General features: G+C 70.0%; 25 protein-coding genes and 1 tRNA gene. 4 read left to right on the forward strand and 22 right to left on the reverse strand.

What is annotated here, in order from left to right; genetic code table 11:
* Window positions 1-5 precede the first annotated feature (5 nt).
* The 10 genes from J4H91_RS01220 to prmC all read right to left on the reverse strand — a co-directional run bounded on the left by J4H91_RS01220 (window position 6) and on the right by prmC (window position 8694).
* Window positions 6-896, reverse strand: a complete 891-nt coding sequence (locus tag J4H91_RS01220) for a F0F1 ATP synthase subunit gamma (protein WP_208044421.1) — start codon at window positions 894-896, stop codon at window positions 6-8.
* An 81-nt stretch (window positions 897-977) separates the two neighbouring features.
* Window positions 978-2603 carry a F0F1 ATP synthase subunit alpha gene (gene atpA / locus J4H91_RS01225; RefSeq protein ID WP_208044422.1) on the reverse strand — a complete coding sequence of 542 codons (1626 nt, stop codon included), beginning with the start codon at window positions 2601-2603 and terminating at the stop codon, window positions 978-980.
* A gap of 55 nt (window positions 2604-2658) precedes the next feature.
* Window positions 2659-3435 (reverse strand): F0F1 ATP synthase subunit delta, encoded by a 777-nt coding sequence (locus J4H91_RS01230; RefSeq protein ID WP_208044423.1) that lies wholly within the window; start codon window positions 3433-3435, stop codon window positions 2659-2661.
* Entirely contained in the window at window positions 3435-3983 is a 549-nt protein-coding gene (locus J4H91_RS01235) for a F0F1 ATP synthase subunit B (RefSeq protein WP_208044424.1), read from the reverse strand. The genes J4H91_RS01230 and J4H91_RS01235 overlap by 1 nt, the downstream gene beginning before the upstream one ends.
* 37 nt (window positions 3984-4020) lie before the next feature.
* Window positions 4021-4245, reverse strand: coding sequence for an ATP synthase F0 subunit C (gene atpE / locus J4H91_RS01240; protein ID WP_200132758.1), 225 nt, complete (start codon window positions 4243-4245; stop codon window positions 4021-4023).
* A gap of 63 nt (window positions 4246-4308) precedes the next feature.
* Window positions 4309-5115 carry a F0F1 ATP synthase subunit A gene (gene atpB, locus J4H91_RS01245; protein WP_243752473.1) on the reverse strand — a complete coding sequence of 269 codons (807 nt, stop codon included), beginning with the start codon at window positions 5113-5115 and terminating at the stop codon, window positions 4309-4311.
* 171 nt (window positions 5116-5286) lie between these two features.
* Window positions 5287-5760, reverse strand: coding sequence for a Cg1360 family ATP-synthase-associated protein (locus J4H91_RS01250; RefSeq protein ID WP_341783378.1), 474 nt, complete (start codon window positions 5758-5760; stop codon window positions 5287-5289).
* The gene (locus tag J4H91_RS01255) at window positions 5757-6974 is read right to left on the reverse strand and encodes an MraY family glycosyltransferase (RefSeq protein ID WP_208044426.1); all 1218 of its coding nucleotides are present in this window, start codon (window positions 6972-6974) and stop codon (window positions 5757-5759) included. The genes J4H91_RS01250 and J4H91_RS01255 overlap by 4 nt, the downstream gene beginning before the upstream one ends.
* Before the next feature lies 1 nt (window position 6975).
* A complete protein-coding gene (locus J4H91_RS01260) occupies window positions 6976-7641 on the reverse strand; it encodes an L-threonylcarbamoyladenylate synthase (protein WP_208044427.1) in 666 nt (221 codons plus the stop codon).
* Window positions 7642-7794: 153 nt separating this feature from the next.
* Window positions 7795-8694, reverse strand: coding sequence for a peptide chain release factor N(5)-glutamine methyltransferase (gene prmC / locus J4H91_RS01265; protein ID WP_424960815.1), 900 nt, complete (start codon window positions 8692-8694; stop codon window positions 7795-7797).
* 134 nt (window positions 8695-8828) lie between these two features.
* Here prmC and cysK point away from each other — a divergent pair, with 134 nt between their 5' ends.
* Together cysK and epsC are read left to right on the forward strand one after the other, a co-directional pair.
* Entirely contained in the window at window positions 8829-9764 is a 936-nt protein-coding gene (gene cysK / locus J4H91_RS01270) for a cysteine synthase A (protein WP_208044428.1), read from the forward strand.
* A gap of 112 nt (window positions 9765-9876) precedes the next feature.
* Window positions 9877-10446, forward strand: coding sequence for a serine O-acetyltransferase EpsC (epsC, locus tag J4H91_RS01275; RefSeq protein WP_341783380.1), 570 nt, complete (start codon window positions 9877-9879; stop codon window positions 10444-10446).
* A gap of 70 nt (window positions 10447-10516) precedes the next feature.
* Here epsC and J4H91_RS01280 read toward each other — a convergent pair whose 3' ends face one another.
* The 9 genes from J4H91_RS01280 to argS form a co-directional block, all read right to left on the reverse strand.
* Window positions 10517-11908, reverse strand: coding sequence for an MFS transporter (locus tag J4H91_RS01280; protein WP_208044430.1), 1392 nt, complete (start codon window positions 11906-11908; stop codon window positions 10517-10519).
* A gap of 187 nt (window positions 11909-12095) precedes the next feature.
* Window positions 12096-12644: a GNAT family N-acetyltransferase gene (locus J4H91_RS01285; protein ID WP_208044431.1), complete on the reverse strand. Its 549-nt coding sequence runs from the start codon at window positions 12642-12644 to the stop codon at window positions 12096-12098.
* Between the two features lie 202 nt (window positions 12645-12846).
* Entirely contained in the window at window positions 12847-13920 is a 1074-nt protein-coding gene (prfA, locus tag J4H91_RS01290; RefSeq protein ID WP_208044583.1) for a peptide chain release factor 1, read from the reverse strand.
* Window positions 13920-15812, reverse strand: coding sequence for a hypothetical protein (locus J4H91_RS01295; RefSeq protein WP_243752474.1), 1893 nt, complete (start codon window positions 15810-15812; stop codon window positions 13920-13922). Before J4H91_RS01295 ends, prfA begins: the two co-directional genes overlap by 1 nt.
* A 192-nt stretch (window positions 15813-16004) precedes the next feature.
* Window positions 16005-16943, reverse strand: a complete 939-nt coding sequence (thrB, locus tag J4H91_RS01300; protein WP_208044433.1) for a homoserine kinase — start codon at window positions 16941-16943, stop codon at window positions 16005-16007.
* Window positions 16940-18250 (reverse strand): homoserine dehydrogenase, encoded by a 1311-nt coding sequence (locus J4H91_RS01305; RefSeq protein ID WP_208044434.1) that lies wholly within the window; start codon window positions 18248-18250, stop codon window positions 16940-16942. The genes thrB and J4H91_RS01305 overlap by 4 nt, the downstream gene beginning before the upstream one ends.
* A gap of 68 nt (window positions 18251-18318) precedes the next feature.
* Window positions 18319-19722, reverse strand: a complete 1404-nt coding sequence (lysA, locus tag J4H91_RS01310; RefSeq protein ID WP_208044435.1) for a diaminopimelate decarboxylase — start codon at window positions 19720-19722, stop codon at window positions 18319-18321.
* A 185-nt stretch (window positions 19723-19907) separates the two neighbouring features.
* Window positions 19908-20666, reverse strand: a complete 759-nt coding sequence (locus J4H91_RS01315) for an LmeA family phospholipid-binding protein (RefSeq protein ID WP_208044436.1) — start codon at window positions 20664-20666, stop codon at window positions 19908-19910.
* Window positions 20667-20672: 6 nt separating this feature from the next.
* Complete coding sequence (gene argS / locus J4H91_RS01320; RefSeq protein WP_208044437.1) at window positions 20673-22346, reverse strand: arginine--tRNA ligase; 1674 nt, start codon at window positions 22344-22346, stop codon at window positions 20673-20675.
* A 149-nt stretch (window positions 22347-22495) separates the two neighbouring features.
* Between argS and J4H91_RS01325 the strand changes: the two genes are divergently transcribed.
* Together J4H91_RS01325 and J4H91_RS01330 are read left to right on the forward strand one after the other, a co-directional pair.
* Window positions 22496-22714: a hypothetical protein gene (locus tag J4H91_RS01325; RefSeq protein ID WP_208044438.1), complete on the forward strand. Its 219-nt coding sequence runs from the start codon at window positions 22496-22498 to the stop codon at window positions 22712-22714.
* 136 nt (window positions 22715-22850) lie between these two features.
* Complete coding sequence (locus J4H91_RS01330; protein WP_208044439.1) at window positions 22851-23237, forward strand: DUF1304 domain-containing protein; 387 nt, start codon at window positions 22851-22853, stop codon at window positions 23235-23237.
* Window positions 23238-23492: 255 nt separating this feature from the next.
* Here J4H91_RS01330 and J4H91_RS01335 read toward each other — a convergent pair.
* From J4H91_RS01335 to J4H91_RS01345, 3 genes are all read right to left on the reverse strand, one after another.
* Window positions 23493-23565 (reverse strand) — tRNA-Arg (locus tag J4H91_RS01335).
* A gap of 102 nt (window positions 23566-23667) precedes the next feature.
* Entirely contained in the window at window positions 23668-24321 is a 654-nt protein-coding gene (locus tag J4H91_RS01340; protein WP_208044440.1) for a dihydrofolate reductase family protein, read from the reverse strand.
* 129 nt (window positions 24322-24450) lie between these two features.
* On the reverse strand, window positions 24451-25863 hold the full coding sequence (locus J4H91_RS01345) for an L-serine ammonia-lyase (protein ID WP_208044441.1): 1413 nt from the start codon (window positions 25861-25863) through the stop codon (window positions 24451-24453).
* Between the last annotated feature and the right edge of the window lie 60 nt (window positions 25864-25923).

The raw sequence follows: 25923 nt of genomic DNA on the forward strand, positions 1-25923 counted from the left end.
CTTTTCTAGCTCGACAGCGCGTCGGCGCCGCCTACGATCTCGGAAATCTGCTGGGTGATCTCGGCCTGGCGAGCGTTGTTCGCGAGGCGCGTGTAGTCGCGGATCAGCGTGTCCGCGTTGTCGCTCGCCGACTTCATCGCCTTCTGCGTCGCGGCGTGCTTGGCGGCGGCCGACTCGAGCATGGCGTTGAAGATGCGCGACTCGATGTAGGCCGGCAGCAGCTGGTCGAGCACCGTGTCGGCGTCGGGCTCGAACTCGTACAGCGCCTCGGGAGCCTCAGTGGCCTCCGCGACGCCCTCGACGACCTGCAGCGGGAGCAGGCGGTGCACCTCGGGGACCTGGCTCACCATGCTGATGAGGCGGTTGTAGACGAGGTGGATCTCCTGCGCGCCGCCCTCGGCGGCGGGGCGGGCGAAGATCTCCAGCAGGGACTCCGCGACCTCCTTAGCCGTCTCGAAGGCGGGGTTCTCGGTGTCACCGGCCCAGACGCGCTCCGAGGGGCGGCGACGGAAGGAGAAGTACCCCTGCGCCTTGCGGCCGATCAGGTAGTACACGACTTCCTTGCCCTCTTCGCGGAGCAGCTCGGTGAGCTCTTCCGCTTCGCGCAGCACCTGCGAGTTGAATGCACCCGCGAGGCCGCGGTCGGAGGTGAAGATCACCACTGCCGCGCGCTCGACCCTGTCGGCCTCGACGAGCAGCGGATGGGTGGTGTTCGAGTGCGTGGCGACGGCGGACACCGCGCGCGTGATCGCGGTGGCGTACGGCGTCGACGCCTCGACGCGGGCCTTGGCCTTCTGAATGCGAGAGGCTGCGATCAGCTCCATCGCACGGGTGATCTTCTTGGTCGTCTGGGCAGACTTGATCTTCTGCCGGTAGACCCGAAGTTGCGCTCCCATGTCTCTCCTGTAGTGGTCGGGGCTGGCTGGTCGAAGTGGTGCGGGATCGGCGGGGGCTCGCGCCCCCGCCGGGATCCCTCACTACTTCTTGACGACCAGCTGCTCCTGCTTGATCTCTGCCTCGTCGAGCGCGTCGAACTGCTCGTTCAGGCTCTTGCCCGCCGAGGTGCGGAACTCGCTCTTGAACTTCTCGATCTGCGCGGTGATCTCGGCGACGGTGTCGTCGTCGAGCACATTGGTCGAGCGCAGCGTGGTGAGCGCCTCGGAGTTGCGGCCGAGGTAGTCGAGGAACTCGCGCTCGAAGCGCAGGATGTCCTCGACCGGGACCTCGTCGAGGAAGCCGTTGGTGCCGGCCCAGATCGAGACGGTCTGCTCCTCGACCGGGTACGGCGTGTACTGCGGCTGCTTGAGGAGCTCGGTGAGGCGCGCACCGCGCTCGAGCTGACGGCGGCTGGCCGCGTCGAGGTCGGAGGCGAACATCGCGAACGCCTCGAGCGCGCGGTACTGGGCGAGCTCGAGCTTGAGGGTACCGGAGACCTTCTTGATCGACTTCACCTGCGCGTCGCCGCCGACTCGCGACACCGAGATGCCCACGTCGACCGCGGGGCGCTGGTTCGCGTTGAAGAGGTCGGACTGCAGGAAGATCTGGCCGTCGGTGATGGAGATCACGTTGGTCGGGATGTAGGCCGACACGTCGTTGGCCTTCGTCTCGATGATCGGCAGGCCGGTCATCGAGCCGGCGCCCAGCTCGTCCGAGAGCTTCGCGCAGCGCTCGAGCAGGCGGGAGTGCAGGTAGAACACGTCGCCCGGGTAGGCCTCGCGCCCCGGCGGACGGCGGAGCAGCAGCGACACGGCGCGGTAGGCCTCGGCCTGCTTCGACAGGTCGTCGAAGATGATGAGGACGTGCTTGCCGTCGTACATCCAGTGCTGGCCGATTGCCGAGCCGGTGTAGGGCGCCAGGTACTTGAAGCCGGCAGGGTCGGAGGCCGGAGAGGCGACGATGGTGGTGTACTCCATCGCACCCGCGTCTTCCAGCGCACCCTTCACCGAGGCGATGGTCGAGCCCTTCTGGCCGATCGCGACGTAGATGCAGCGCACCTGCTTCGTGACGTCGCCCGACTCCCAGTTGGCCTTCTGGTTGATGATCGTGTCGATCGCGATCGCGGTCTTGCCGGTCTGGCGGTCGCCGATGATCAGCTGGCGCTGACCGCGGCCGACGGGGATCATGGCGTCGATCGCCTTGATGCCGGTCTGCAGCGGCTCGTGCACCGACTTGCGGGCCATGACGCCGGGGGCCTGGAGCTCGAGGGCGCGACGGCCCTCGACGCCGGTGATCTCCCCGAGACCGTCGATCGGGTTGCCGAGCGGGTCGACCACGCGCCCGAGGTAGCCCTCGCCCACGGGCACGGAGAGCACCTCGCCGGTGCGGGTGACCTGCTGGCCCTCCTCGATGCCGGTGAACTCGCCGAGCACGACGACGCCGATCTCGTTCTCCTCGAGGTTCTGCGCGAGGCCGAGCGTGCCGTCTGCGAAGCGCACGAGCTCGTTCGCCATGACGCCGGGAAGGCCCTCGACGTGCGCGATGCCGTCGGCGGCGTCGACCACGGTGCCGACCTCGGTCTTCTCCGCCTGAGCCGGCTCGTACGACGCTGCGAAGTCTTTCAGCGCGTCGCGGATCTCGTCCGGGCTGATTGAGAGTTCTGCCATTTCGTTTCCTCTGTCTGATCCGGAAGCGCCGCCCCCGGGGGTGAAAAGTAGTGCCCTATGCAGCGAGCTGCTGGCGGAGGTCGTCCAAGCGGGCGCGGACGCTGCCGTCGATCACGTCATCGGCGATCTGAATGCGGACGCCGCCGATGAGCTCGGGGTCGATGACCGTGGTGATCTTCACCGGACGGCCGGTGGACTGCTCGAGCGCGCGCGCCAGGCGCTCCTGCTGAGCCGCCGAGAGCGGGGCCGCGACCGTGACGGTCGCGAGGTCGCTGCCGTTCTGGTCGGCGGCGATGCGAGCGGCGCTACGGAGTGCGGCGTCGAGACGGCGGCCGCGCGGGTTCGCGACCAGGTGGCTCACGACCGCGACCGCGGAGGCCGAGGTCTTGCCGTCGAGCAAGCGCTGCACGAGCGCGACCTTGCCGACCGGATCGGCGAGCTTGCTGCCCAGGCTGAGCTGCAGCTCGTGGTTGCGGTCCACCACGTCGGCGACCGCGAGCAGTTCATCGGAGAGCGCCGGGTTGGCGAGGCCCTCGGCGCGCAGGCCGAGCTCCTCGACGCCCGCGACGAACTCCTCGACGTTCGACCAGCGCGCCTGGACGGCGGCGGCGAGCACGGAGCGCGCGTCAGCGGTCAGCCCGCCGAAGAGCCGCGCGACGATCTGCCCCTTGGCCTCGGCGCTCGCCGAGGCGTCGCCGAGGGCCGAGGCAAGCGCGGGGCTCTCGGCGATCCGATCCGCGGCCTGCAGCAGCTCGCCGCCGGTCGCCGGGTCGATTCCCGCCCGCAGCGCGGCGCGCGCCTGGGCCAGTGCTTCGCGTGACGCGCTTCCCATCAGTTCGCCGCCTTCTCGGATGCCTCGAGGTCGGCGAGGAAGCGATCGACGAGCGCCGACGCCTTCTGGTCGTCGGAGAGGCTCTCGCCCACGACGCTCGAAGCGAGGCCGAGTGCCAGCGAACCGACGTCCTTGCGCAGCGAGACCACGGCGCTCTGACGGTCGGCCTCGATCTGGGCCTGTGCGGCCTGCGCGATGCGGGCCTGCTCCGCGAGGGCTTCCTCACGGGCCTTGGCGCGGATCTTGTCGCCGTCGACGCGGGCGGCCTCGCGGATCTCGCCGGCCTCCTGGCGGGCGCTGGCGAGCTGCGCGGTGTACTCCTGCAGCGCGGCCTCGGCCTTCGCCTGGGCCTCATCTGCCTTCGCGATGTTGCCCTCGATCGCCTCGGCGCGCGCGTCGAGCATCGCCTGCAGCTTGGGAAGGAACACCTTCCAGAACGCAATGAGGATGATCGCGAAGACGACCGCAGACCATACGATGTCGTAGGTGGCGGGGAGCAGCGGATTGTGATCCGCTCCCTCTGCAGCTACGAAGACTGCGTTAATCATCGAGCCTCCCTTTCGAGACTAGGGAAAGGTGAACGGCTTACTGGAAGATGAAGTGCGTGGCGATGCCGATGAGGGCGAGCGCCTCGGTGAAGGCGATGCCGATCCACATCAGCACCTGGAGACGACCGGCGAGCTCGGGCTGGCGCGCGACGCCCTCGATGGTCTTGCCGACGACGATGCCGAGGCCGATGGCCGGGCCGATGGCCGCGAGGCCGTAGCCGACGGTCGAGATGCTGCCGGAAACTTCAGCGAGAACAGACACAGTGGGTGTTTCCTTCCGTAGGGGTGAGCGCGGCGGTTGCCGAGCCCAGGTAGGTATTGAGGTTTAGTGCTCTTCAGCCAGCGCGAGCTGGATGTAGACGCCGGTGAGGATGGTGAAGATGTAGGCCTGCAGGAACGCGACCAGGATCTCGAAGAGGGTGAACGCGAAGCCGACGACGAAGGTGCCGACGCCGAAGAGCTTGAACAGGCCCTCACCCTCGATGAGGAAGAAGTTGGTGGCGCTGAAGAACAGCACCAGCAGCAGGTGGCCGACGAGCAGGTTCATCAGGAGTCGAAGCGTCAGCGTCACCGGGCGCAGCACGAAGGTCGAGAAGAACTCGATCGGCGTCACGATGATGTAGAGCGGACCGGGCACACCGGCGGGGAACAGCGCGTTCTTGAAGAAGTTGCCCGGGCTCTTCTTGATGCCGGCGTAGATGAAGGTCACGTACGAGACGACCGCCAGCACGAGCGGCAGGCCGATCACGGCGGAGACGCCGATATTGAAACCGGGGATGATGCCCGTGATGTTGAACGACAGGATCGTGAAGAAGATCGCCGTGAGGATCGGGAGGAAGCGACGGCCGTCGACCTTGCCCAGCAGATCCTCCGCGATGTTGACGCGCACGAAGTCGAGCGCCATCTCGGTGAGCGACTGCCCGCGGGTCGGGATGACTTTCATGTTGCGCGTGCCGAGCCAGAAGAGCAGCAGGAGCACGAGGGTCATGATCACTCGGATGATCATGATGCGGTTCATCTCGAACGGCGTGCCGTGGAACAGCACCGCATCGGGGAAGAAGTCGGCGATCGACGGCGGATGGAAGCCGCCCTCCTCTGCTGCGACGAACAGACTGGGGGTCACGAATTGCATAGCGTTAGCGAACAGCGCCATTCTCCTGATTCGGGATGCGGCCGCGGGCCGCAATGCGTCGAACGATGGTCGTGCCCCCGGCAGTGTACCGGCACACACGCATAGCGCGGCCTCGCAGGGAACTCTCACATCCTACCAAGGATTTCGCCCCAGGTGAAACCGCGGGCCGAGCTACTCTCCGACGCCGCCGATCACCGGGATGCGCGACTTCGCGATGACGACGGCGTCGATCACGAGCGAGACGAGCACTGCCGCGACGATGCCGATGAAGAGGATCACCGGGTCGAGCCACGGCTGATCCCTCAGAAGCAGCGAAGTGACGATGAAGATGACGAACTTGAGGATCCAGCTGCCCAGCACGATCGCGAAGAACAGCGCGAGATACGAGGGGGACTCGATGAAGCGGTTCGCGAAGGCGATGCTGCCGACCGTGAGCACCAGGAAGAAGCCGCCCATGGCGGTGCCGATCACTCCGCCGATGAGCCCCGGCGCGCCGGAGACCAGCCAGCCGATGCCCGCGAAAGCCGCGACGAGCACCGCGGTGACCACGAGCCCCCAGCGCAGCGCGCGCATGAGCACGGGCTGCGATGTCGGCATCGCGATCGCGGGCTTCTCGACGGGGTCGGGCATGGAGGGATCGCTCACTCGGGAGTCCTTTCACTCGCCGGGGCACCCGAGTGCTCCGGCGCTTCGGCGGCGGTGGTCTTCGCCGGCGTGCGAGGCGCGCGCCGGCTCAACGGTAGCAAGCCGCGCTGAACGGCGGCCTCGCGGATGCGCTGCGCAGGGAACAGCAGCAGCACGAGGCACGCCGCTCCCCCGACGAGCAGCACGAGCGACGGCAGCGCGAAGCTCTGCAGCGTGAACACCAGGAGCACCGCGACCGACAGCACGGCCGTGCCGAGGTAGAAGACGAGCACCGCCTGCAGCGGCGAGTGTCCCCTGTCGAGCAGTCGGTGGTGCAGGTGCTGGCGGTCGGCCGTGAAGGGGCTCTTGCCCGCTTTGAGGCGGCGCACGACGGCGAGGATGAAGTCGGCGAGGGGCAGCGCGAGCACGGCGACGGGCAGGATGATCGGGATGTAGCTCGCGAGCACCAGCTTCTGGTCGAGGGCTCCGGGGTTCAGCTGCCCGGTCACCGACACGGTCGACGTCGCCATGAGCAGACCGACGAGCAGCGCGCCCGTGTCGCCCATGAACATGTGGGCGCGGTGCCAGTTGAACGGCAGGAAGCCGGCGCAGATGCCGAACACGACCGCTGCGATGAGGCTCGCGATCGCTACCGAGTCGACGTGCCCGATGCGGTCGTCGAGAATGCGGGTGTAGGCGAAGAACGCGGCGTTGGCGATGATGGCGACCCCCGCCACGAGGCCGTCGAGGCCGTCGACGAAGTTGACCGCGTTCATCACGAGCGTCATCAGGAAGACGGTGATCACGAAGTTGACCGCGGGCGAGCCGACGATGAGCGTGTCGCCGAGCGGCAGCGAGACGATCTGCAGGCCGTTCCAGGCGAGCAGGCCGGCTGCGGCGAGCTGCGCGGCGAGCTTGATCATCCAGTCGAGATCGAGCAGGTCGTCGAGCACGCCGATGCCCGCGATGATGGTGCACGCCCCCATGAGCGCCCACATCTCGGGCCCGTTGGCGAACAGCTCGGAGAACTCGGGCCGCACCGCCGCGACCGCGAAGGCGACGAGCAGGCCGATGAACATCGCGATGCCGCCCAGCCTCGGGGTCGGGGTGCTGTGCACGTCGCGCTCGCGCACCTCGGGGGCGAGGCGCAGGCGGCGGCTCATCCGCAGCACTCCGAACGACACCGCCGCGGTCACGACGGCCGCGACGAGCACGATCACGAGGTAGGCGGTCACATCAGCCCTCGATCGTCACCTGCGGCAGCAGATCCGCGATGGCCTCGCGAGGGATCGCGCCATCGCGCAGCACGCGCAGCGAGCCGCCCTCCTCGGTCATCGCGGTGGCGTCGACGATCGTTGACGCCGTGCCGTCACCGTCGGACTCGCCCACCTCGAGGTAGACGGCGACCGAGTCGCCGAGCATCTCGCGGGCCTCCGCGGCCGTGCGTGCGGCGGGCCGCCCCGTCAGGTTCGCGGAGGACACCGCGAGCGGCCCCGTCTCCTGCAGCAGTTCGAGGGCGAGTGCCTGGTCGGGGATGCGGAGGGCGACCGTTCCCCCGGTCTCGCCGAGATCCCAGCTGAGCGACGGGTTGGCCTTCAGCACGATCGTGAGACCGCCGGGCCAGAAAGCCTCCGCGAGCGCGTGCACCGGGGCGGGCACATCGGCTGCGAGCGCGGCGAGGGTCGCGGTGTTCGGGATGAGCACCGGCGGCGGCGACTGCCTGCCGCGGCCCTTCGCGTCGAGCAGGCGCTGCACCGCCGCCGGGTTGAACGCGTCGGCAGCGACGCCGTAGACGGTGTCGGTGGGCAGCACGACGAGCTCGCCGCGGCCGATCGCGTGGCGCGCGGTGCGCGTTCCGCTCAGCAGCTGCGAGTTATCGGAGCAGTCGTACACTTCGGCCATGACCGACAATCCTACTCGGGGCGCTCCCCCGGAGGCTGTGCGCCCGCGCGGGCGGTTCGTGCGGTCCGCGGTTCAAATCCCTCCCGTGTTTCGGATGGAACCGCGTCGATCCATCCGAAACACGGGAGGGATCCGAACTCCGGGACATGGCTATCAGCGCCGGGCCGTCGTGGCACGGTCCCTGCCCGTGAGGTCGGGGTGCGTCGCCGCGGCCCGCCACCCGTCGGCCGAGAGCAGCTCGCGGATCGCCCGGCCCTGATGCTCGGCGTGCTCGAGCACCAGCAGCCCTCCCGGCCGCACCGCCTCCAGGCCGATCCGGCTGATCACACGTATGAGGTCGAGGCCGTCGGCACCGCTGTAGAGGGCGAGCTCGGGGTCGTGGTCGCGCACCTCGGGGTCGCGGGGCACCATGCCCTCCGGCACGTAGGGCGGGTTCGAGACGAGCACCGACACACGGCCGGCGAGCGGCACCCCCTCGGAATCGCGGCCGGCATCGAGATCCCCGACGTCGCCGAGCCGCAGCTCGACCCTCCCATCGCCCCACTCCGCGACGTTGCGGGCAGCCCAGGCGTGCGCCTCCCGGCTCTTCTCGACCGCGAGCACCCGCGCCGTCTCCACCTCGTGCGCAATGGAGAGCGCGATCGCACCGCTGCCGGTGCACAGGTCGAGGGCGAGGGGCGAGGGATCGGGCACCGCGAGCAGTTCGTCGATCGCGAACTGGGCCACCATCTCGGTCTCGGGCCTCGGCACGAAGACGCCCGGGCCGACCGACAGCTCGATCGAGCGGAACGGCGCTCGGCCGGTCAGGTGCTGCAGCGGCACGCGCCTCGCCCGCTCGTCGGCGAGCTCCGTCACCGCGGCGAGCTGCGCACCGTCGAGCTCGCGGCCCATGACGGCGAGCGCCTGCACACGCCCGCGCGAGACGCCGAGCACATGACCGACGATCAGTTCGGCGTCGGCGGCCGGATCCTCGATACCCGCGTCGGCGAACCGCTCGCACAGCCCGCCGACGACGGCCCGGATCCCTCGCCCCTCACCCGCATCGATATGCACTCCCCCACCCTACCGAGAACGCGTGGAGCGGACCGCGCGTCATACGGCGACTCATTCGCATAATGCAACATGAATAGTCGGATAAGGAGACGGTATAGTTCTGGGTGGCCCCGATCACAGGAGGATTCACAGACATGGCACGGACCTACGAGAACATCACCGAGGCGTTCGGCAACACCCCGTTGGTGCGCCTGAATCGCGTGACCGACGGCGCGGAGGCCGAGGTCTACGCGAAGCTCGAGTTCTACAACCCCGCCGGCTCCGTCAAGGACCGCATCGGCATCGCGATCATCGACGCGGCGGAGGAGTCGGGCGCGCTCAAGCCCGGCGGCACGATCGTCGAGGGCACGAGCGGCAACACCGGCATCGCGCTCGCCTTCGTCGGCGCGGCGCGCGGCTACCGCGTGATCCTCACCATGCCCGAGACCATGAGCATCGAGCGCCGCAAGCTGCTCGCGGCCTACGGCGCCGAGATCGTGCTCACCGAGGGCCCGCTCGGCATGAAGGGCGCGGTCGCCAAGGCCGAGGAGATCGCCGCGAACACCGAGGGCGCCGTGCTCGCGCAGCAGTTCGCCAACCCGGCGAACCCCGCCATCCACCGCGCCACCACCGGCCCGGAGATCTGGAACGACACCGACGGCGCGGTCGACATCTTCGTCGCGGGCATCGGCACGGGCGGCACCATCACCGGCGCGGGCGGCTACCTCAAGGAGCAGAACCCCGACGTCAAGGTGGTCGCCGTCGAGCCCATCGACTCGCCGCTGCTCACCGAGGGCAAGGCCGGCCCGCACAAGATCCAGGGCCTCGGCGCGAACTTCGTGCCCGACATCCTCGATCGCGAGGTCTACGACGAGGTCATCGATGTGACCCTCGCCGACTCGATCGCGAAGGCGCGCGCGCTCGGCACCGACGAGGGCATCCTCGCCGGCATCTCCGGCGGCGCGGCCGTCTGGGCGGCCACGCAGGTCGCCAAGCGCCCCGAGAACGCGGGCAAGAAGATCGTGGTCGTCGTGCCCGACTTCGGCGAGCGCTACTTCTCGACCGTGCTGTTCGAGGACCTCACGGTCTGATCACGACGGCGGCGCCGGGCCGGTGCGGGAATCCTCCGCACCGGCCCGGCGTTGGCGCATGTGCGGGGCGGCTCGGTCCGCCCTACGCACCACCACCGACCGAGAGGGAACCGTGAGCATCTTCTCCCGCGTCCGCGAGGACATCCGCGCCGCCAAGGCCGGCGACCCCGCCGCCCGCAGCTCGGCCTCCGTCTTCCTCATCTACTCGGGGCTGCACGCCGTGTGGTGGCACCGCGCCTCGCACGCGCTGTGGGGCCGCGGCATGCGCTTCCTCCCGCGCGCGATCTCGCAGCTCGCCCGCTTCTTCACGGGCATCGAGATCCACCCCGGTGCCACGATCGGCCGCAGGCTCTTCATCGACCACGGCATGGGCGTCGTGATCGGCGAGACCGCCGAGGTCGGTGACGACGTGCTCATCTATCACGGCGTCACCCTCGGCGGCACCGGCCACGACAGCGGCAAGCGCCACCCCACCGTCGGCGACCGCTGCGTGATCGGAGCGGGGGCGAAGCTGCTCGGCGCGATCGAGCTCGGCCACGACTGCGCCGTCGGTTCGAACGCGGTCGTCGTGCACTCGGCTCCCCCGTGGACCACGCTCACCGGCATTCCGGCGCAGGGTCGCCCCCGCCGCGGCGCTCCGCTCGCCGAGACCCCGGACGAGGCCGACTTCTACGTCATCTGAGGCGCTCTGAGCGGTGGGGCCCCGGCTGCTCGTTCGGGATCCCTCACCGAGGGATCCTCCCCGTCCCGCCTCAGCGGAGCCGTCGGCCGTGCTCCCTCATCCACCGCTTCGTGCGGTGCTGCTCGACGAAGATCATGGTGAGCCCGAGCAGCCAGAACGGGATCTGCACGGTGAAGGCGATCTGGAAGGCGTGCAGGGAGTAGTCCTCGGGCGAGCCTGCGCCGAGGGCGTCGAGCACGAGGCCGATCAGCACGATGACGATCAGCGACGACGTGAAGCCGCCCGTGTTCACAAGACCGGTGCCGAAGCCCGAGAAGCTGCGGGGGGTGTGCGAGCGCGAGACCTCGAAAGCGACCATCGAGGCCGGTCCCCCCAGCGGCATCACGACCACGAGGACCACCAGCAGCCACATCGGCGGCGTTCCCGGCCAGAAGATCACCGTGAGCCAGACCGCGACGATCGCGAACACGATCACGACGTACATCGGCACGCGCCGCTCGACGAAGCGCGAGCTCAGCGGGCCGAGCAGCAGCGCGGCGCCCATCGAGGAGAGGATGACGAGGTTCAGCAGCCCCGCCGCCTGCGCCCGGTCGAGGCCCACGCCTCCCGTGAGGAACGGCGTGCCCCACAGCAGCACGAAGGCGTTCAGCGCGAACGGCGAGGTGAAGTGCATCCAGTAAGCCAGCCGGGTTCCGGGGATCGACAGCAGTCGCCGTGCCCGCGCCCAGAAGCCGAGGCCGGGGATCCGCGGAGCGGTGACCACGGGCATCATCTCGGTCGCGGGAGGCGGAACCGTGAAGGCGCCGGTCGGCTCGTCGGCACCGAGCGGCCTGGCCGTCCGGCTGATGCGGCCGAGCCTGCCGGTCATGCGCTCGATGACCGTCCCCGCGCCCGGCCGGTCGCGCAGCACGAGACAGCCGAGGATGAGCACGAGCACGCCGACCCCGGCGACGCCCAGGAACCCGCTCGCCCACCCGAACGAGGCGACCGCGAGCGCCAACGGGGTGATGGAGACGAGCTGCCCCGCCTGACCGATGAGCCCCGTGAACTGGCTGATGACGGGGAGCTGGCGCACCGAGAACCACTCGGGCAGCATGCGCATCACGCTGATGAAGGTGCACGCATCGCCCGCGCCGACGAGCACGCGCGCGAGGATCGCGAGCCAGACGTCGGAGACCGTCGCCATCACGACCTGACCCACGACCATGAGCAGCGTTCCCGTGAGCAGCATGGAACTCGCCCCGAAGCGGTCGAGGAGCAGGCCCACGGGGATCTGCAGACCCGCATAGACGATGAGCTGGATCATCGCGAACATCGAGAGCGTGGTCGCATCGATGCCGAAGTGCTCCTGCGTAGCTGGGCCGAGAGCCGCGAGCGAGGAGCGGTTCACCACAGCGGCAGCATAGGCGAGGACGGCGACTCCCCAGACCACCCACGGGAGGAGCGGACGGCCGTTGCGCATGGATTCCAGTCTACTCCCGCAGCGGGGCGGGCTGCGCCGTGCTCCCCGCTGCGCCGTGGGGCATGTTATCGCTCGCGGGGCGCATTGCGTCACGAAATAACGCGCCCCACAGTGAGCAACATGCCCCGCGGCGTCAGGGATCGCGGGCTAGGGATCCCTCGCCGCACCTCGGGAACGGCAGGATCCCTCAGCCGCGCTGCGGCAGCGGCGGCCCGTCGGGGAAGTCGCTGCGAGTGAGGTCCATGAAGAGGGCGTCCTCGAGGTGGCCGCCCGGGCGCACCTGGTAGTCGCGCAGCACGCCGATGCGCCGGAACCCGAGGCGCTCGTAGCTGCGGATCGCACCCTCGTTGTGGATGTTGGGATCGAGCGTGACGCGGGTGATGCCGGCCGCGAACTCCTCGCGGATGGCGAGCGCGAGCGCCTCCTCGCCGATGCGGTTGCCGCGGAAGCGGGTGCCGATGAAGATGTGGATCACCGTGGTCGGGTATTCCGGGTCCTCGCCGCGCAGCACGTACATGGCTCCGGCGCACTCCCCCGCGGCCTCGATGATGCGCACGGTTTCGGGGCTCTCGATGAACTCGCGTTGCACGCGCTCCTCCGTGTAGCCGACCCACCAGAGCGAGACCTCGGGCTCCTCGAGGATGGCAAGCAGCGGTGCGGCGTCGTCGGCGCGCGGCGCGCGCAGCACGACGAGCGGGCCCACGACGGGGGCTTCGAGCGGTGCGGAGGCGGTCATGATCACAGCATAGTGAGGGATCCGACCGCGAGCCGTCCTTCCCGCCGTTTGCGCACGCGCAGCATCGCTGAGCGAACACCGCGGGCGCGAACGAACACTCTGCGCGCCCTCTCCCGCGTGTTCGCTCGCACCCTGGGTGTTCGTTCGCGGAGGCTCCGCTCGCTCGAACGCCCCGACGTCACGGAACGAGCAGTGCAACCCGCTACTGGCCGAGCGCCTTCAAGCGGTCTTCCTCGTCCATGCGGATGCACGACTCGATCACCGGTTCGAGGGCGCCGTTCATCACCTGGTCGAGGTTGTAGGCCTTGTATCCCGTGCGGTGATCCGCGATGCGGTTCTCCGGGAAGTTGTAGGTGCGGATGCGCTCCGAACGGTCCATGGTGCGGATCTGGCTCGAGCGGTGAGCAGACGCCTCTGCCGCGGCCTCCTCCTGCTGCTTCGCGAGCAGTCGGGCGCGGAGCACGCGCATCGCGGCCTCGCGGTTCTGCAGCTGCGACTTCTCGTTCTGCATCGCGACCACGATGCCCGACGGCAGGTGCGTGATGCGCACCGCCGAGTCGGTCGTGTTGACCGACTGCCCGCCGGGGCCCGACGAGCGGTAGACGTCGATCTTGAGGTCGTTCTGGTTGATCTCGACCTCTTCGGGCTCATCGACCTCGGGGTAGACGAGCACGCCCGTGGTCGAGGTGTGGATGCGCCCCTGCGACTCGGTGACGGGCACGCGCTGCACGCGGTGCACGCCGCCCTCGTACTTGAGATGCGCCCACACGCCCTGCGAGGGATCCGAGGCGTTCGACTTGATCGCGACCTGCACGTTCTTGTAGCCGCCGAGATCGCTCTCGTCCTTCTCGAGGATCTCGGTCTTCCAGCCCTTGGACTCCGCGTAGTGCATGTACATGCGCAGCAGGTCGCCGCCGAAGAGCGCCGACTCGGCCCCGCCCTCGCCGCCCTTGATCTCGAGGATCACGTCACGGGCGTCGTCGGGATCGCGAGGGATCAGCAGTCGGCGCACCTTCTCCTGGGCCTCGGCGAGACCCGCCTCGAGCTCGGGGATCTCCTCGGCGAAGGCGTCGTCCTCCTTGGCGAGCTCGCGCGCTGCGTCGAGGTCGTCGCCGAGCTGCTTCCAGCCCTCGTAGGCGGCCTTGATCTTGCTGAGCTCGGCGTAGCGCCGGTTCACCTTCTTGGCGCGCGCGGCGTCGGCGTGCAGAGCGGGGTCGGCGAGCTCGTCCTGGAGCCGCTCGTGCTCCTCGAGGAGCCCGGCGACCTGCTCGAACATCATTCGGCCCGCAGCTTCGACAGCTCGGCGAGCTCGGCGGCGCTCAGCATCGCCTCGGCGCCGAGCGTGTACGAATCCTCGGTCTCGACCTCGGGCGTGAAGCGGCCGCCCGAGACCTTGACGAAGCTGTTCGCAGCCGGGGTGATCTCGCGCAGCAGCTCCTTGTCGAAAGCGACTCCGCTCTTGGTGCGGGCCGTCGCGACGAGGGTGAGGGATCCGCCGTTCTCGATGTTGCGGGCGGAGGCGAGCAGGCGCTTGACCTGGGCGATCGCCTGGGCCTGCGCGGCCTCGGGAGCCGTGCGGCCACCCTGCTGGGCCTGCACGTAGGCCTGGGCGAGATCGCTCAGCGAATCGAGCAGCACGACCACGTCGTGGCCGAGCTCGACGAGGCGGCGAGCGCGATCGATCGAGAGCTCGGCGACGGTCGCCTGATCCTCAGCCGGGCGGTCGAAGGCCGCGGCGACGACCTCGCCGCGCACGGTGCGCTGCAGCTGGGTCGCCTCCTCGGGGCGCGCGTTCGTGAGCACGAGCATGAGGTGCGCGTCGGGCTTCGACGCCGCGACGCCCTCGGCCAGCTCGGCGAGCAGGCCGGCGGCCGGGATCTTCGCCGGGATGGCGATGATCGCGCGCTGACCGAGACCCATCGGGGCGATCGCGTCGACGGCGGCGCCGAATCGGCTGCCCTCGCCCTGCGCGAGGCGGAGGCGCTCCTGCGGCAGCACCGGCGTGAGCTCGGCGATGTCGGCGCGCTTCTCGTTCTCGTCGACGGTGCGTCCGTTGATCGAGTCGACCTTCACGATGGCGTTGTACTTCTGGCGGCTGCCCTCGCCCTCGCGGGGCTGGCGGATGGCGCCGACCACTGCGTCGCCGCGGCGCAGGCCGTACTTCTTCACCTGGCCGAGCGAGACGTAGACGTCGCTCATGCCGGGGAGGTAGCCGCTCGTGCGCACGAAGGCGTAGTTGTCGAGCACGTCGAGCACGCCCGCGATCGGCAGCAGCACGTCATCCTCGGTGATCTCGGGCTCGAGGTCGTCGTTCTGACCGCGGCGCTTGCGGTCGCGCTGACGGGTGCGGCTCGAGCGCGGGCCCTCGGCGTTCTTGTCGCCGTTCTTGCCGCCGCGGTCGCTCTGGCCGTTCCCGTTCTTCTCGGAGCGGTCGCCCTTCTCGGAGCGGTCGTCGCCCTGGTTCTTCGCGCCGTCTTGGGCTTCGCCGCCCTCGACGGTCTCACCGTTGTCCGACTTCTGCGAGCGGTTGCGGCGGCCGCGGCCGCGGCCGCCCTTCTCACCGTCGGTACGCTCGCCGTCGGACTTCTCAGCGCCCTCGGTCTTCTCTTGAGCGGGCTTCTCGCCCTGCTCGTCGCTCTCGCTCTGCTCTGCGGGGGCCTGCTCCGAAGCGGGCTCCGACGCGGCGTCGGCCGCGCCGGCCGGGGCGCTCGCGCGGCGACGGCCGCGACCCGCGGGTGCGGTCTCGGCGGCCTGAGCCTCCTCGGCAGCGGGCTCGACCGCCGGGGCATCGGCCGGGGCCTCGGCCGCCTCCGCCTTCTTGCGGCTGCGCGACACCCGCTTCTTCGGGGCCTCCGCGGTCGGAGCCTCCTCGGCAGCGGGCTCGACCGCCGGGGCATCGGCCGGGGCCTCGGCCGCATCGGCCTTCTTGCGGCTGCGCGAGACCCGCTTCTTCGGGGCCTCGGCAGGAGCCGCATCGACGCTGCCCGCGTCGGCCGCCGGGGCGGAGGCCTCGGCAGGAGCCGCGCTCTCGACCGGAGCCGACTCGGCTACCGGCTCGGGCGCACCGGCCGCGGCGGTCGCGCGACGCGGCGCGCGCTTGCGCACCGGCTTCTCAGCGACCTCGGGGGCCGACTCGGGAACGACGGGGTTCGTGTCTTCTACGTTCAATTTCACATTCTCTCTCTGTGAACGCCGCCGGAAGAACGCACTCATTCAGCAATGCCTTCCCGCGGCCATGCACATCCGTGCAATTCGGGATCGCCGGGCGAAACGACCCGGCGAGGAAACGATCCACACTTCGCGAGCGCGAGACGAACTCATGGGGTACTCCCGGTCTCGGACACGACGCAACCGCAGGGGCTACGCGGGGATCTCCTCCACTGTAGCACCCTTGGTGTCGACCGCGAGGAGAAGCCTGCGCCAATCGCCGTGCCGCTCCTCTACCAGGTCGGAGGCGGCGAGACGTTCGGCCGGCCCGTTCGCGAGCACCAGCACCGAGGGGCCTGCGCCCGAGACGACCGCCGGGAAGCCGGCCGATCGGAGTTCGCCGATCAGATCCCTCGTCGCGGGCATGGCCTCGCCGCGGTAGTTCTGGTGCAGCCGGTCCTCGGTCGCCTCGAGCAGCAACTCGGGGCTCTGCGTGAGGGCTGCGATGAGGAGCGCGGAGCGGGAGACGTTGAAGACCGCGTCCTCGTGCGGCACGTGCTTCGGCTGCAGGCTGCGCGCGAGCTCCGTCGACATCGTGAAGCTCGGCACGAGGACGAGCGGCGAGACCCCGCGGTGCACCATGAGCCGCTTGAACCGCGGCCCGCTGTCGGTCGTCCACGCGATCGTCAGACCTCCGAAGAGCGCGGGCGCCACGTTGTCGGGGTGCCCCTCGAGATCCGTCGCGAAGGCGAGCAGTTCGTCCTCGCCGAGCTCGATCGGGTCGGCCGGATCGCTCTGCAGCAGACCCGCCGCGATCATCACGCCCGCGACGATCGCGGAACCCGACGACCCCATGCCCCGCCCGTGCGGGATGCGGTTCTCGGCCACGACGTCGAGACCGGGCATCGTGCGCCCCAGGCGCTCGAAGACGTGGGCGGCCGAGCGCACCACGAGGTTCGTCTCGTCGGTCGGCACCTCCCCCGCCCCGATACCGCGCACGTCGACCCTGGCGCCGGGAGCATCTCGGGTGGTCGCGGTGAGCTCATCGCCATAGGCGAGGGCGATGCCCAGAGTATCGAAGCCGGGGCCCAGGTTCGCGCTCGTCGCGGGCACGCGCACGCGCACCGCCCGCTGCGCACCCGACCCGCTCACGCCTCGCCCTCCAGCCGCAGCACGCTCGTGACCTCGAGCACCACGTCGCTGCCGCGCAGCGCGTCGACCGTCGCCGCGAGGTCGGCCTCGCGCGCTCGGTGCGTGCCGATCACGAGTCGGGCGCGCCCATCGGCCTGGTGCGAAACAGGCTGCTCGACGCTCGCGGCGGAGACGCCGTGCTCCGCGAGCGTGCCGGCGATCGCGGCGAGCACGCCGGGCTGATCCCTCACCTCGAGCATGATCTGGTAGGCCGTGCTGACCTCGCCCACCGAGAGGATCGGCAGCTCGGCGTGACGCGAGCCCGAGATGCCCGGGCCGCCGACGACGTGCCTGCGCGCGGCCGAGACGACGTCGCCGAGCACGGCCGACGCGGTCTCGGAGCCGCCGGCTCCGGCGCCGTAGAACATGAGCTCGCCCGCGGCCTCGGCTTCGACGAACACCGCGTTCTTGCCGCCGTGCACCGCTGCGAGGGGGTGGTCGCGCCCGATGAGCGCCGGGTACACGCGCGCCGAGACCCCGTCGGTGCCGTCGGCCGCGGTGAGCCGCTCGGCGATGGCGAGCAGCTTGACGACGTAGCCGGCGTGCTTGGCCGCCTCGATCTGATCGGCCGTCACCGTCGTGATGCCCTCGCGGTGCACGGCATCGACCGGCACATTGGTGTGGAAGGCGATGCTCGCGAGGATGGTCGCCTTCTGCGCGGCGTCGTAGCCCTCGACGTCGAGCGTGGGATCGGCCTCGAGGAAGCCGAGCTCGCTCGCGACGCGCATCGCGTCGTCGGCGCTGTCGCCGAAGCGGTCCATGCGGTCGAGGATGTAGTTCGTGGAGCCGTTGACGATGCCCATGACCCGGGTGATGTGATCGCCCGCGAGGCTCTCGCGGAGCGGGCGGATGATCGGGATCGCCCCCGCCACGGCGGCCTCGTACGAGAGCTGCGCGCCGACCTGCTCGGCAGCGGCGGCGAGCTCCGGCCCGTGCGCGGCGATCAGCGCCTTGTTCGCGGTGACCACGTCGGCGCCGCCCTGCAGCGCCTGCAGGATCAGGCCGCGCGCGGGCTCGATGCCGCCCATGAGCTCGATCACGATATCGGCGCCCTGCACCAGGCGCTCCGCGTCGGTCGTGAACAGATCGCGGGGCAGCTCGACATCGCGCTTCGACTCGAGGTCGCGCACCGCGATCCCCGCGAGCGTGAGACGCGCGCCGATGCGCGCCGCGAGCTCATCCCCGTTCTCGATGATCAGCCTGGCCACCTGCGCGCCGACCGAGCCGCAGCCCAGCAGCGCGACACGAAGGTCGCGATACCCGTTCAATTCATCTCCTTGGTTGTTCCCGGTCATCATCTTCCGGCCGGCCGGGGCGCCGTGCCGGTCTCCTTGCATCAGTAGACGCTCTTGGCGAGCAGCTCGTCCTCGGTCTCGCCGCGCACGATCAGCCTCGCGGTGCCCGCGGAGACCGCCACGATCGGCGGCCGGGGCACGTAGTTGTAGTTGCTCGACAGCGACCAGCAGTAGGCACCGGTCGCGGCGACGGCGAGCGTGTCGCCCGGGCGCACATCCCCGGGCAACAGGTCGCGCTGCACCACGATGTCGCCCGACTCGCAGTGCTTGCCGACCACGCGCACGAGGGCGGGAGCGGCGTCGCTCGCCCGGTTCGCGAGGCGCACCTGGTAGTCGGCGCCGTAGAGCGCCGGCCTGGCGTTGTCGCTCATGCCCCCGTCGACGCTCACGTAGAGCCGTTCCGCGAAGCCCAGATCCGCCGGGTCTCCCCCGGCTTCCGAGCCCGCGAGTTCGACCGGCTTCGTCGTGCCGACCGTGTAGAGCGTGACGCCCGACTGCCCGATGATGCTGCGGCCCGGCTCGAACGCGAGGCGGGGCATATCGATGCCGAACTCGGCGACGCTGTCGGCGATGATGTCGGCGAGCTCGCGCGCGATGTCGGCGATGGCGGGCGCCTCGTCGGCCTGCGCAGAGGTGTAGGCGATGCCGAAACCGCCGCCCAGGTTGAGCTCCGGGATCGGACGCCCCGCGATCTCCGCGAGCTCGGCGTAGACCCCGAGCAGGCGCCTGGCCGATTCGCGGAAGCCGTCGGTCGCGAAGATCTGCGAGCCGATGTGGCAGTGCAGGCCGACGAAGTCGAGGCTGTCGTGCGCCAGGATCCCTCGCATCCGCTCGGCCGCAGCCGAGAGCGGCTGGCCGAACTTCTGATCCTCGTGGGAGGTCGCGAGGAAGTCGTGGGTCGAGGCGTGCACCCCGCTGTTCACGCGCAGGCGCACGCGCTGGCGCCGACCGGCTACGCTCGCGGCCCTGGCGACGCGCTCGATCTCGATCTCGCTGTCGAGGATGATCGTGCCGACGCCCGCCCCCACCGCGCGCTCGATCTCGGCCACCGACTTGTTGTTGCCGTGGAAGCCGATGCGCGAGGGATCGACCCCCGCCGCGAGCGCCACGGCGAGCTCGCCGCCGCTCGCGACATCGATCGCGAGTCCCTCCTCGGCCATCCAGCGCGCCACCTCGACGCACAGCAGAGCCTTGCCCGCGTAATAGACGGTGGCCTCCGTGCCGATGCGCCCGGCCTCGGCCTGCAGGGCTTCGCGCACCTCGCGCGCGCGGGAGCGCGCCGCATCCTCGTCCACGACGTAGAGCGGGGAGCCGAACTCGGCCATGAGCTCGGTCGCGCGCAGATCGGCGAGCTTCAGCTGGCCGCACTCGCGGCCCCGGCGCGCCGTCGGCGGGAACACCCTGGGGTCGATCCCGTTCGGGTCGGCGGCGTTCACCTGCGTCATCGTTCGCTCCTGCTGCGGTCGGGGGTGCGTTCGCGCTCGCAGTGACCGCGCGCGGGCGGCCGGTGGCGAGCGGACCCGGATTGGCCCCTGAAGCCGTGCGAACGGGGGCGTCGCCCCTGGTCGAACCCGATCATTCTACAGGGATCGCGGCCCCATGACGGAATGCGGCGCAGATCGCGCTCCGTTCAGCCAGCCTCGCAGCTCCCAGTGTCGCGCTGTGCCGGGTCCGAGAGGATCCCCGGCGCCAGATCGGCCTCGATCGTCGCCGAGCCCGTGCTCGAGAAGCTGATTCCCGTGAGCTTCAGGCCCTTCGGCAGCTGGTCACGCACGCAGACGGTGCGGGGCTGCAGCAGCGGCTCGAGCACGGAGCCGCCGGCCTGGGCGATCATCTCGGTGCTGAGGTCGAGCCCGGCCGCGCTCAGCCCCTCGGGCGTCACCTCCACGTCGCCGTCACCGACGACGGCGAGCTGCAGCGTCGCGGTGAGCGGCACCTGCTGGCCGAAGAACTCCATGGTGCGGCCGACGACGAGCGAGCCGTCGCGCACCTCGCCGGTGTCGGCGACCCCGCTCGTCAGCGTGGAGATCACAGCGCCCAACTGCTCGGGCGAGAGCGTGAGCGCCACGGATCCCTCTCGGATCTCGCCCGACGTCGGATTGAAGGGCACCGAGGCCGCATGCAGACTGGCATCGGCCGTGAGACCCTCGATCAGCGGCGTGTCGGGCACGTCCACCGTGACATCGCCGACGCGGCCGGTCACCGCGTAGAGCAGCGCCGATCCGCCGAGCGACACGTCGACGGGATGGTCGGGCGTCAGCTTCAGCTGGCTGCGCACCGCCCCCGCGATCGCGTTCGGGATGATCAGTCTCAGTGCGATCTCGCCGAGACCGGCGAGCACCGCGACCGACACGACGATCGCGATGAGGCGCTTCACCCAGATCGCCATGATCGCCTACAGCCGCTCGGGCGCGGAGACGCCCAGCAGGTCGAGGCCGTTGCGCAGCACCTGGCCCGCCGCGTCGTTGAGCCACAGTCGGGTGCGGTGCAGATCTTCCACCGGCTCGTCTCCCTGAGGGATCACGCGGCAGTTGTCGTACCAGCGGTGGTAGGCGGCCGCGAGCTCCTCGAGGAAGCGGGCGATGCGATGCGGCTCGCGCAGCTCCGCCGCGCCCGCCACGATGCCGGGGTACTGCTGCAGCTTGCCGAGCAGCTCGGTCTCCGTCTCGTGCGTCAGCAGCTCGGGCGCGAAGGCGTCCTCGCGCCGCACGCCGGCCGCGACGGCGTTGCGATCGACGGCGCAGGTGCGGGCGTGCGCGTACTGCACGTAGAAGACGGGGTTGTCGTTCGTGCGGCTGCGCACCTTCTCGCCGTCGAGCGCGAGCGGCGAGTCGGCCGGGTAACGGGCCAGCCAGTAGCGCAGGGCGTCGCTGCCGAGCCATTCGAGCAGGTCGTCGAGCTCGATGATGTTGCCCGCGCGCTTCGAGAGGCGGGCGCCGTTGAGGTTCACGAGCTGGCCGATGAGCACCGTGATGTCGGTCTCGATGTTGTCGCCCGCAGCCCCCGCGATCGCGGTGAGGCGGCCGATGTATCCGTGGTGATCCGCGCCCAGCAGGTAGATCTTCTCGCCGAAGCCGCGATCCATCTTCGACAGGTAGTAGGCGGCGTCGGCCGCGAAGTAGGTGTAGACGCCGTTGCCGCGGGTGAACACGCGATCCTTGTCGTCGCCGAAGTCGGTCGTGCGCACCCAGATCGCGCCGTCGTCCTCGAAGACGTGGCCCTGCTCGCGCAGGCGGTCGATCGCGGCCTCGATCGGGCTCGGCTCGCCGTTCTCGCCCCGCGCGTGCAGCGTGCGCTCCGAGAAGTAGACGTCGAAGTGCACGTTGAAGCGCTCGAGCGAATCCTTGATCTCCGCGAGCTGCAGCTGGTAGCCGAGTTCCTGCGCCTGCTCGAGGGCGGCCTCGCGATCACTCGCCGCGAGTTCCGAGAGATGAGGGATCCGCTCTCGCACCTGCGCGCCGAGCGCCTGGATGTACTCGCCCGGGTAGGCGTCCTCGGGCGCTTCCTCTCCGAGGGCTGCGGCGAGCACGGAGCGCCCGAACTTGTTCATCTGCGCGCCGGCGTCGTTGATGTAGTACTCGCTCGTCACCTCGGCGCCCGCCGCCCGCAGCACCCGGGCCGTCGAGTCGCCGAGGGCGGCCCAGCGGGTGTGGCCCATGTGCAGCGGGCCCGTGGGGTTCGCGCTCACGAACTCGAGGTTGATGTGCTGGCCGACGAGGGCGTTCCCGCGACCGTAGGCCTCGCCCTGCTCGACGACGCGGCGGGCGGTCTCGCCGGCGCTGGCCGCGTCGAGGGTGATGTTGATGAAGCCCGGGCCCGCGATCTCGGCTTTCGCAACACCGTCGATCCCGGCCGCTCGCTCCGCGATCTCCTGGGCGAGTTCGCGCGGGTTCGTGCCGATCCGCTTCGCGAACTTCATCGCCGCGTTCGACGCCCAGTCGCCGTGCTCCCGGTTCTTGGGGCGCTCCACCTGGGTGTCCTGCTCGGTGACCTCGATCTCGGAGCCGCGTGCGGCGACGATGTCGGTGAGGATGCGGGCGAGGGCGCTGGCGAGTTCTTGTGGCGTCACGAGGGTCCAGTCTACTCGTGACGGCTCGTGCGCACGCCCATGCGGGGCGAGGGCTGTGCGTCGTTGTCAGCGGGGCCGCATACCCTGAACGCGGACGGAGCAGAAGTGCGAGCCGACGCAGGTATGCGAGCGGGGCAGGGGGGAAAGCCGTGGGCATACGGGAGCAGGGCGGGCTCGACGCATCTGCGTCGCGCTACGACGCCGAGCACTCGACGTCGACCATCCGCGAACTCGAGCGGCAGTTCGAGCGGGGTGAGCTCAGCAGGCACGCCTACTTCGAGAAGAAGCAGGCCCTCGTGCGGCTCTTCCTGAAGGCGACCACGCAGCCGCGCAGGCGCAGGCGCGTCGAGAACTACGACGGCGACTGAGTGAGACGCAGCGCTTCGGCCCTCGCGCCATCGACTTGACTCGTTCGGCTGTCTCACGTCGCTTTGAGAGCGGAACGCGTCAACTCGATGCGGCGAAAGGCGGGTCGCGCCGGCCCGGACGGGTAGACTTCGCCGCATGATCGTCGCCGCTCTCGTGCTCGCCGGCATCGCCGCGCTGCTGCACGTCTACATCTTCACCATGGAGTCCATCGCCTGGACCAGCCCGAAGGTGCGCGCGACCTTCGGCACCTCGGAGGCCGAGGCGGAGGCCACCCGGGAGATGGCTTTCAACCAGGGCTTCTACAACGTGTTCCTGGCGATCGTGACCGGCATCGGCATCGCGCTGATCGCGACCGGCGCGGTCGCGATCGGCTCCGCACTCGTATTCGCCGGAGCCGGGTCGATGGCCGCCGCCGCCCTCGTGCTGCTGCTCTCCTCCCCCGACAAGCGCGGCGCTGCGCTCAAGCAGGGCACGGTCCCTCTCCTGGCCGTCGTCGCGCTCACCATCGGCCTGCTGCTGTAGCGACGGCGGGCATCGCGGTTTCGACTCGCTCGGTTTCGACTCGCTCCGCTCGCTCGACCCAAGGCTCGCTCAACCGGCGGGGCGGGCCTACGCTCGCCGGGTCGGCGGCAGGGACTCTGCGCTGGCCGGTAGACGTTCCGTTTCCGACTTCCAGCAGCGTCTACTGCCGAGCTACCGCCGAACTCCCACGCTTCCCGACCGAAACGAAAAGCCCCTCCTCCCGCGTGATTCTGCGGAAGGAGGGGCTGTCGCTCGTGCCCCCGGAGGGATTCGAACCCCCGACCTACGGTACCGGAAACCGGCGCTCTATCCCCTGAGCTACGGAGGCGAGCATCTGCGACCCGACCAGCCTAGCGCACATTCCAGGCCCGCTTCGCACAGCGCACCCGCACCGCCGTCGCCCGCCCGCCTCGCCCACCGCAGACGCCCCTCACCGGCGCGTGAACACCAGGTGGGTCACCCCGCTCGGCGTCGACGTCGACTCGACCTCGTAGTCGCGCTCCCACCCCTCGAGCCCGCTCCACAGCGATACGCCCCGTCCGAGCAGCACGGGCACCTGCACCACGTGCAGCAGATCAACCAGACCGGCCGCCATGAACTCGCGGATCGAGCTCGGCCCTCCGCCGAGCCGAACGTCCAGTCCGCCCGCGAGTTCGAACGCCCGGTCGAGCGCCTCGCGCGGCTCGACCGCCGCGAAGTGGAAGGTCGTCTCGCCGAGCTCGAGCGGCGGCCTCGGCTCGTGCGTCAGCACCAGCACAGGCGTGTGGAAGGGCGGCTCATCGCCCCACCAGCCGCGCCACTCGGGGTCGCGCTGCCAACCGGGCGGGCCGAACTTTCCCGCTCCCATGATCTCGGCGCCGATGCCCTCCCAGGCTCGCCTGGCGAACGCGTCGTCGGGCCCGGACGCGGGGTCCACGGCCTGCCGCTCGCGGTCCCCCGACAGCCCCTGGAAGGTGGCCGTCGGGAAGAACCACTCCATGAGCCGAGTCCCCGCGTGCCCGAACGGCGCTTCGCGCGACTGTCCCTCACCCGTGGCGAAGCCGTCGAGCGAGACAGCGATGTTGTGAACCCTTGCGAGCGGCATGGCGGCTCCTTCCGACCTGCTGCGAGCATACGCCCGGAAGGCGCGCGGCGCACGGGTTCGACGAGGCGCTGCGAGGGACCGGCATCCCTCAGCACTCACTGGGCATGGGGGCGAGGGATCCGCGCCCCCTCAGCACTCCACCACGTTGACGGCGAGGCCGCCCATCGCGGTCTCCTTGTACTTGTCGCTCATGTCGCGGCCCGTCTCGCGCATCGTGATGATGACCTCGTCGAGGCTGACGTGGTGCGAGCCGTCGCCCATGAGCGCCATCTTCGCGGCGTTCACGGCCTTCGACGCCGCGATGGCGTTGCGCTCGATGCACGGGATCTGCACGAGCCCGCCGATGGGGTCGCAGGTGAGGCCGAGGTTGTGCTCCATCGCGATCTCCGCGGCGTTCTCGACCTGCTCGGGAGTACCGCCGAGCACCTGGGCGAGACCCGCGGCGGCCATCGAGGAGGCCGATCCCACCTCGCCCTGGCACCCCACCTCGGCGCCCGAGATCGAGGCCTGCTCCTTGTAGAGCACGCCGACCGCGGCGGCCGCGAGCAGGAAACTGGCGATCTGACGCCGCTTCTCCTCGTCGCTCCAGGTCTCGGCCCCCGGCGCGTAGTGCGTCGCGTAGAAGAGCACGGCCGGGATAATGCCTGCGGCGCCGTTCGTGGGCGCCGTTACCACGCGGCCGCCCGAGGCGTTCTCCTCATTGACGGCGAGGGCCACGAGGTTCGTCCACTCCTGCCAGTAGCGGGGATCCCTGTCGGGATCCTGCTCGCTGAGCCGGCGGTGCCACTCGGGAGCGCGACGGCGCACGTTGAGGCCGCCCGGCAGCACGCCGGTGCGCTCGAGCGCCGAGTTCTTGCATCCCTCCATCACGTCCCAGATGTGGTGCAGTCCGTCGCGCACGGTCGCCTCGTCGCGCAGTGCCTTCTCGTTCTCGAGCATCACCTCGGCGATCGAGAGATCGTTCGCCCTCGCGTGCTCGAGGAGTTCCACGGCGGTGGTGAAGGGATACGGCAGCTCCGAGACCGCGGACTCGAGACGATCGAGCACCTCGTCCTCGGCGCCCTCTCGGATGATGAACCCGCCGCCGACCGAGAAGTAGGTCTGCTCGTCGATGAGCTCGCCCTCGGCGTCCACGACGCCCATGCGCATGCCGTTGGTGTGCCGAGGCAGCACCGTCAGCGGGTGGAGCACCATGTCGGGCACCCCGAAGCGCACGAGCACGGGATCCCTGCCGAGCTGTTCGCCGAGCCGCAGCTCGCCGGTCTCCTCGATGCGGGCGAGCGAGCTGTCGACCTCGTCGGGGAGCACGGTCTCGGGGTCGTAGCCCTCGAGCCCCAGGAGCACGGCCGTGAAGGTGCCGTGCCCCTTGCCGGTGGCCGCGAGGGATCCGTAGAGATCCACCCGCAGCCCCCGGACGGCATCCAGCAGCCCCGTGCGTTCCAGGTGCGCCACGAAGAGGTGCGCTGCGCGCATCGGCCCGACGGTGTGCGAGCTCGACGGACCGATGCCGACCTTGAACAGGTCGAAGACGCTGATCGCCATGGTGTGCTTCTTTCTGCTGGTGATTCACGAAGGGGTTGCGCGGAGGGATCCTGCCGATCC

Origin of the sequence: Leucobacter ruminantium, from assembly GCF_017565705.1 — a bacterium.
Classification (GTDB): Bacteria; Actinomycetota; Actinomycetes; order Actinomycetales; family Microbacteriaceae; genus Leucobacter; species Leucobacter ruminantium.

Coding starts and splice junctions, on each gene's coding strand:
- J4H91_RS01220 (WP_208044421.1), bottom strand. CDS start 896: ATGGGAGCGCAACTTCGGGTCTACCGGCAGAAGATCAAGTCTGCCCAG.
- atpA (WP_208044422.1), bottom strand. CDS start 2,603: ATGGCAGAACTCTCAATCAGCCCGGACGAGATCCGCGACGCGCTGAAA.
- J4H91_RS01230 (WP_208044423.1), bottom strand. CDS start 3,435: ATGGGAAGCGCGTCACGCGAAGCACTGGCCCAGGCGCGCGCCGCGCTG.
- J4H91_RS01235 (WP_208044424.1), bottom strand. CDS start 3,983: ATGATTAACGCAGTCTTCGTAGCTGCAGAGGGAGCGGATCACAATCCG.
- atpB (WP_243752473.1), bottom strand. CDS start 5,115: ATGCAATTCGTGACCCCCAGTCTGTTCGTCGCAGCAGAGGAGGGCGGC.
- J4H91_RS01260 (WP_208044427.1), bottom strand. CDS start 7,641: ATGGCCGAAGTGTACGACTGCTCCGATAACTCGCAGCTGCTGAGCGGA.
- cysK (WP_208044428.1), top strand. CDS start 8,829: ATGGCACGGACCTACGAGAACATCACCGAGGCGTTCGGCAACACCCCG.
- J4H91_RS01280 (WP_208044430.1), bottom strand. CDS start 11,908: ATGCGCAACGGCCGTCCGCTCCTCCCGTGGGTGGTCTGGGGAGTCGCC.
- J4H91_RS01285 (WP_208044431.1), bottom strand. CDS start 12,644: ATGACCGCCTCCGCACCGCTCGAAGCCCCCGTCGTGGGCCCGCTCGTC.
- prfA (WP_208044583.1), bottom strand. CDS start 13,920: ATGTTCGAGCAGGTCGCCGGGCTCCTCGAGGAGCACGAGCGGCTCCAG.
- lysA (WP_208044435.1), bottom strand. CDS start 19,722: ATGACGCAGGTGAACGCCGCCGACCCGAACGGGATCGACCCCAGGGTG.
- J4H91_RS01315 (WP_208044436.1), bottom strand. CDS start 20,666: ATGGCGATCTGGGTGAAGCGCCTCATCGCGATCGTCGTGTCGGTCGCG.
- J4H91_RS01330 (WP_208044439.1), top strand. CDS start 22,851: ATGATCGTCGCCGCTCTCGTGCTCGCCGGCATCGCCGCGCTGCTGCAC.
- J4H91_RS01340 (WP_208044440.1), bottom strand. CDS start 24,321: ATGCCGCTCGCAAGGGTTCACAACATCGCTGTCTCGCTCGACGGCTTC.
- J4H91_RS01345 (WP_208044441.1), bottom strand. CDS start 25,863: ATGGCGATCAGCGTCTTCGACCTGTTCAAGGTCGGCATCGGTCCGTCG.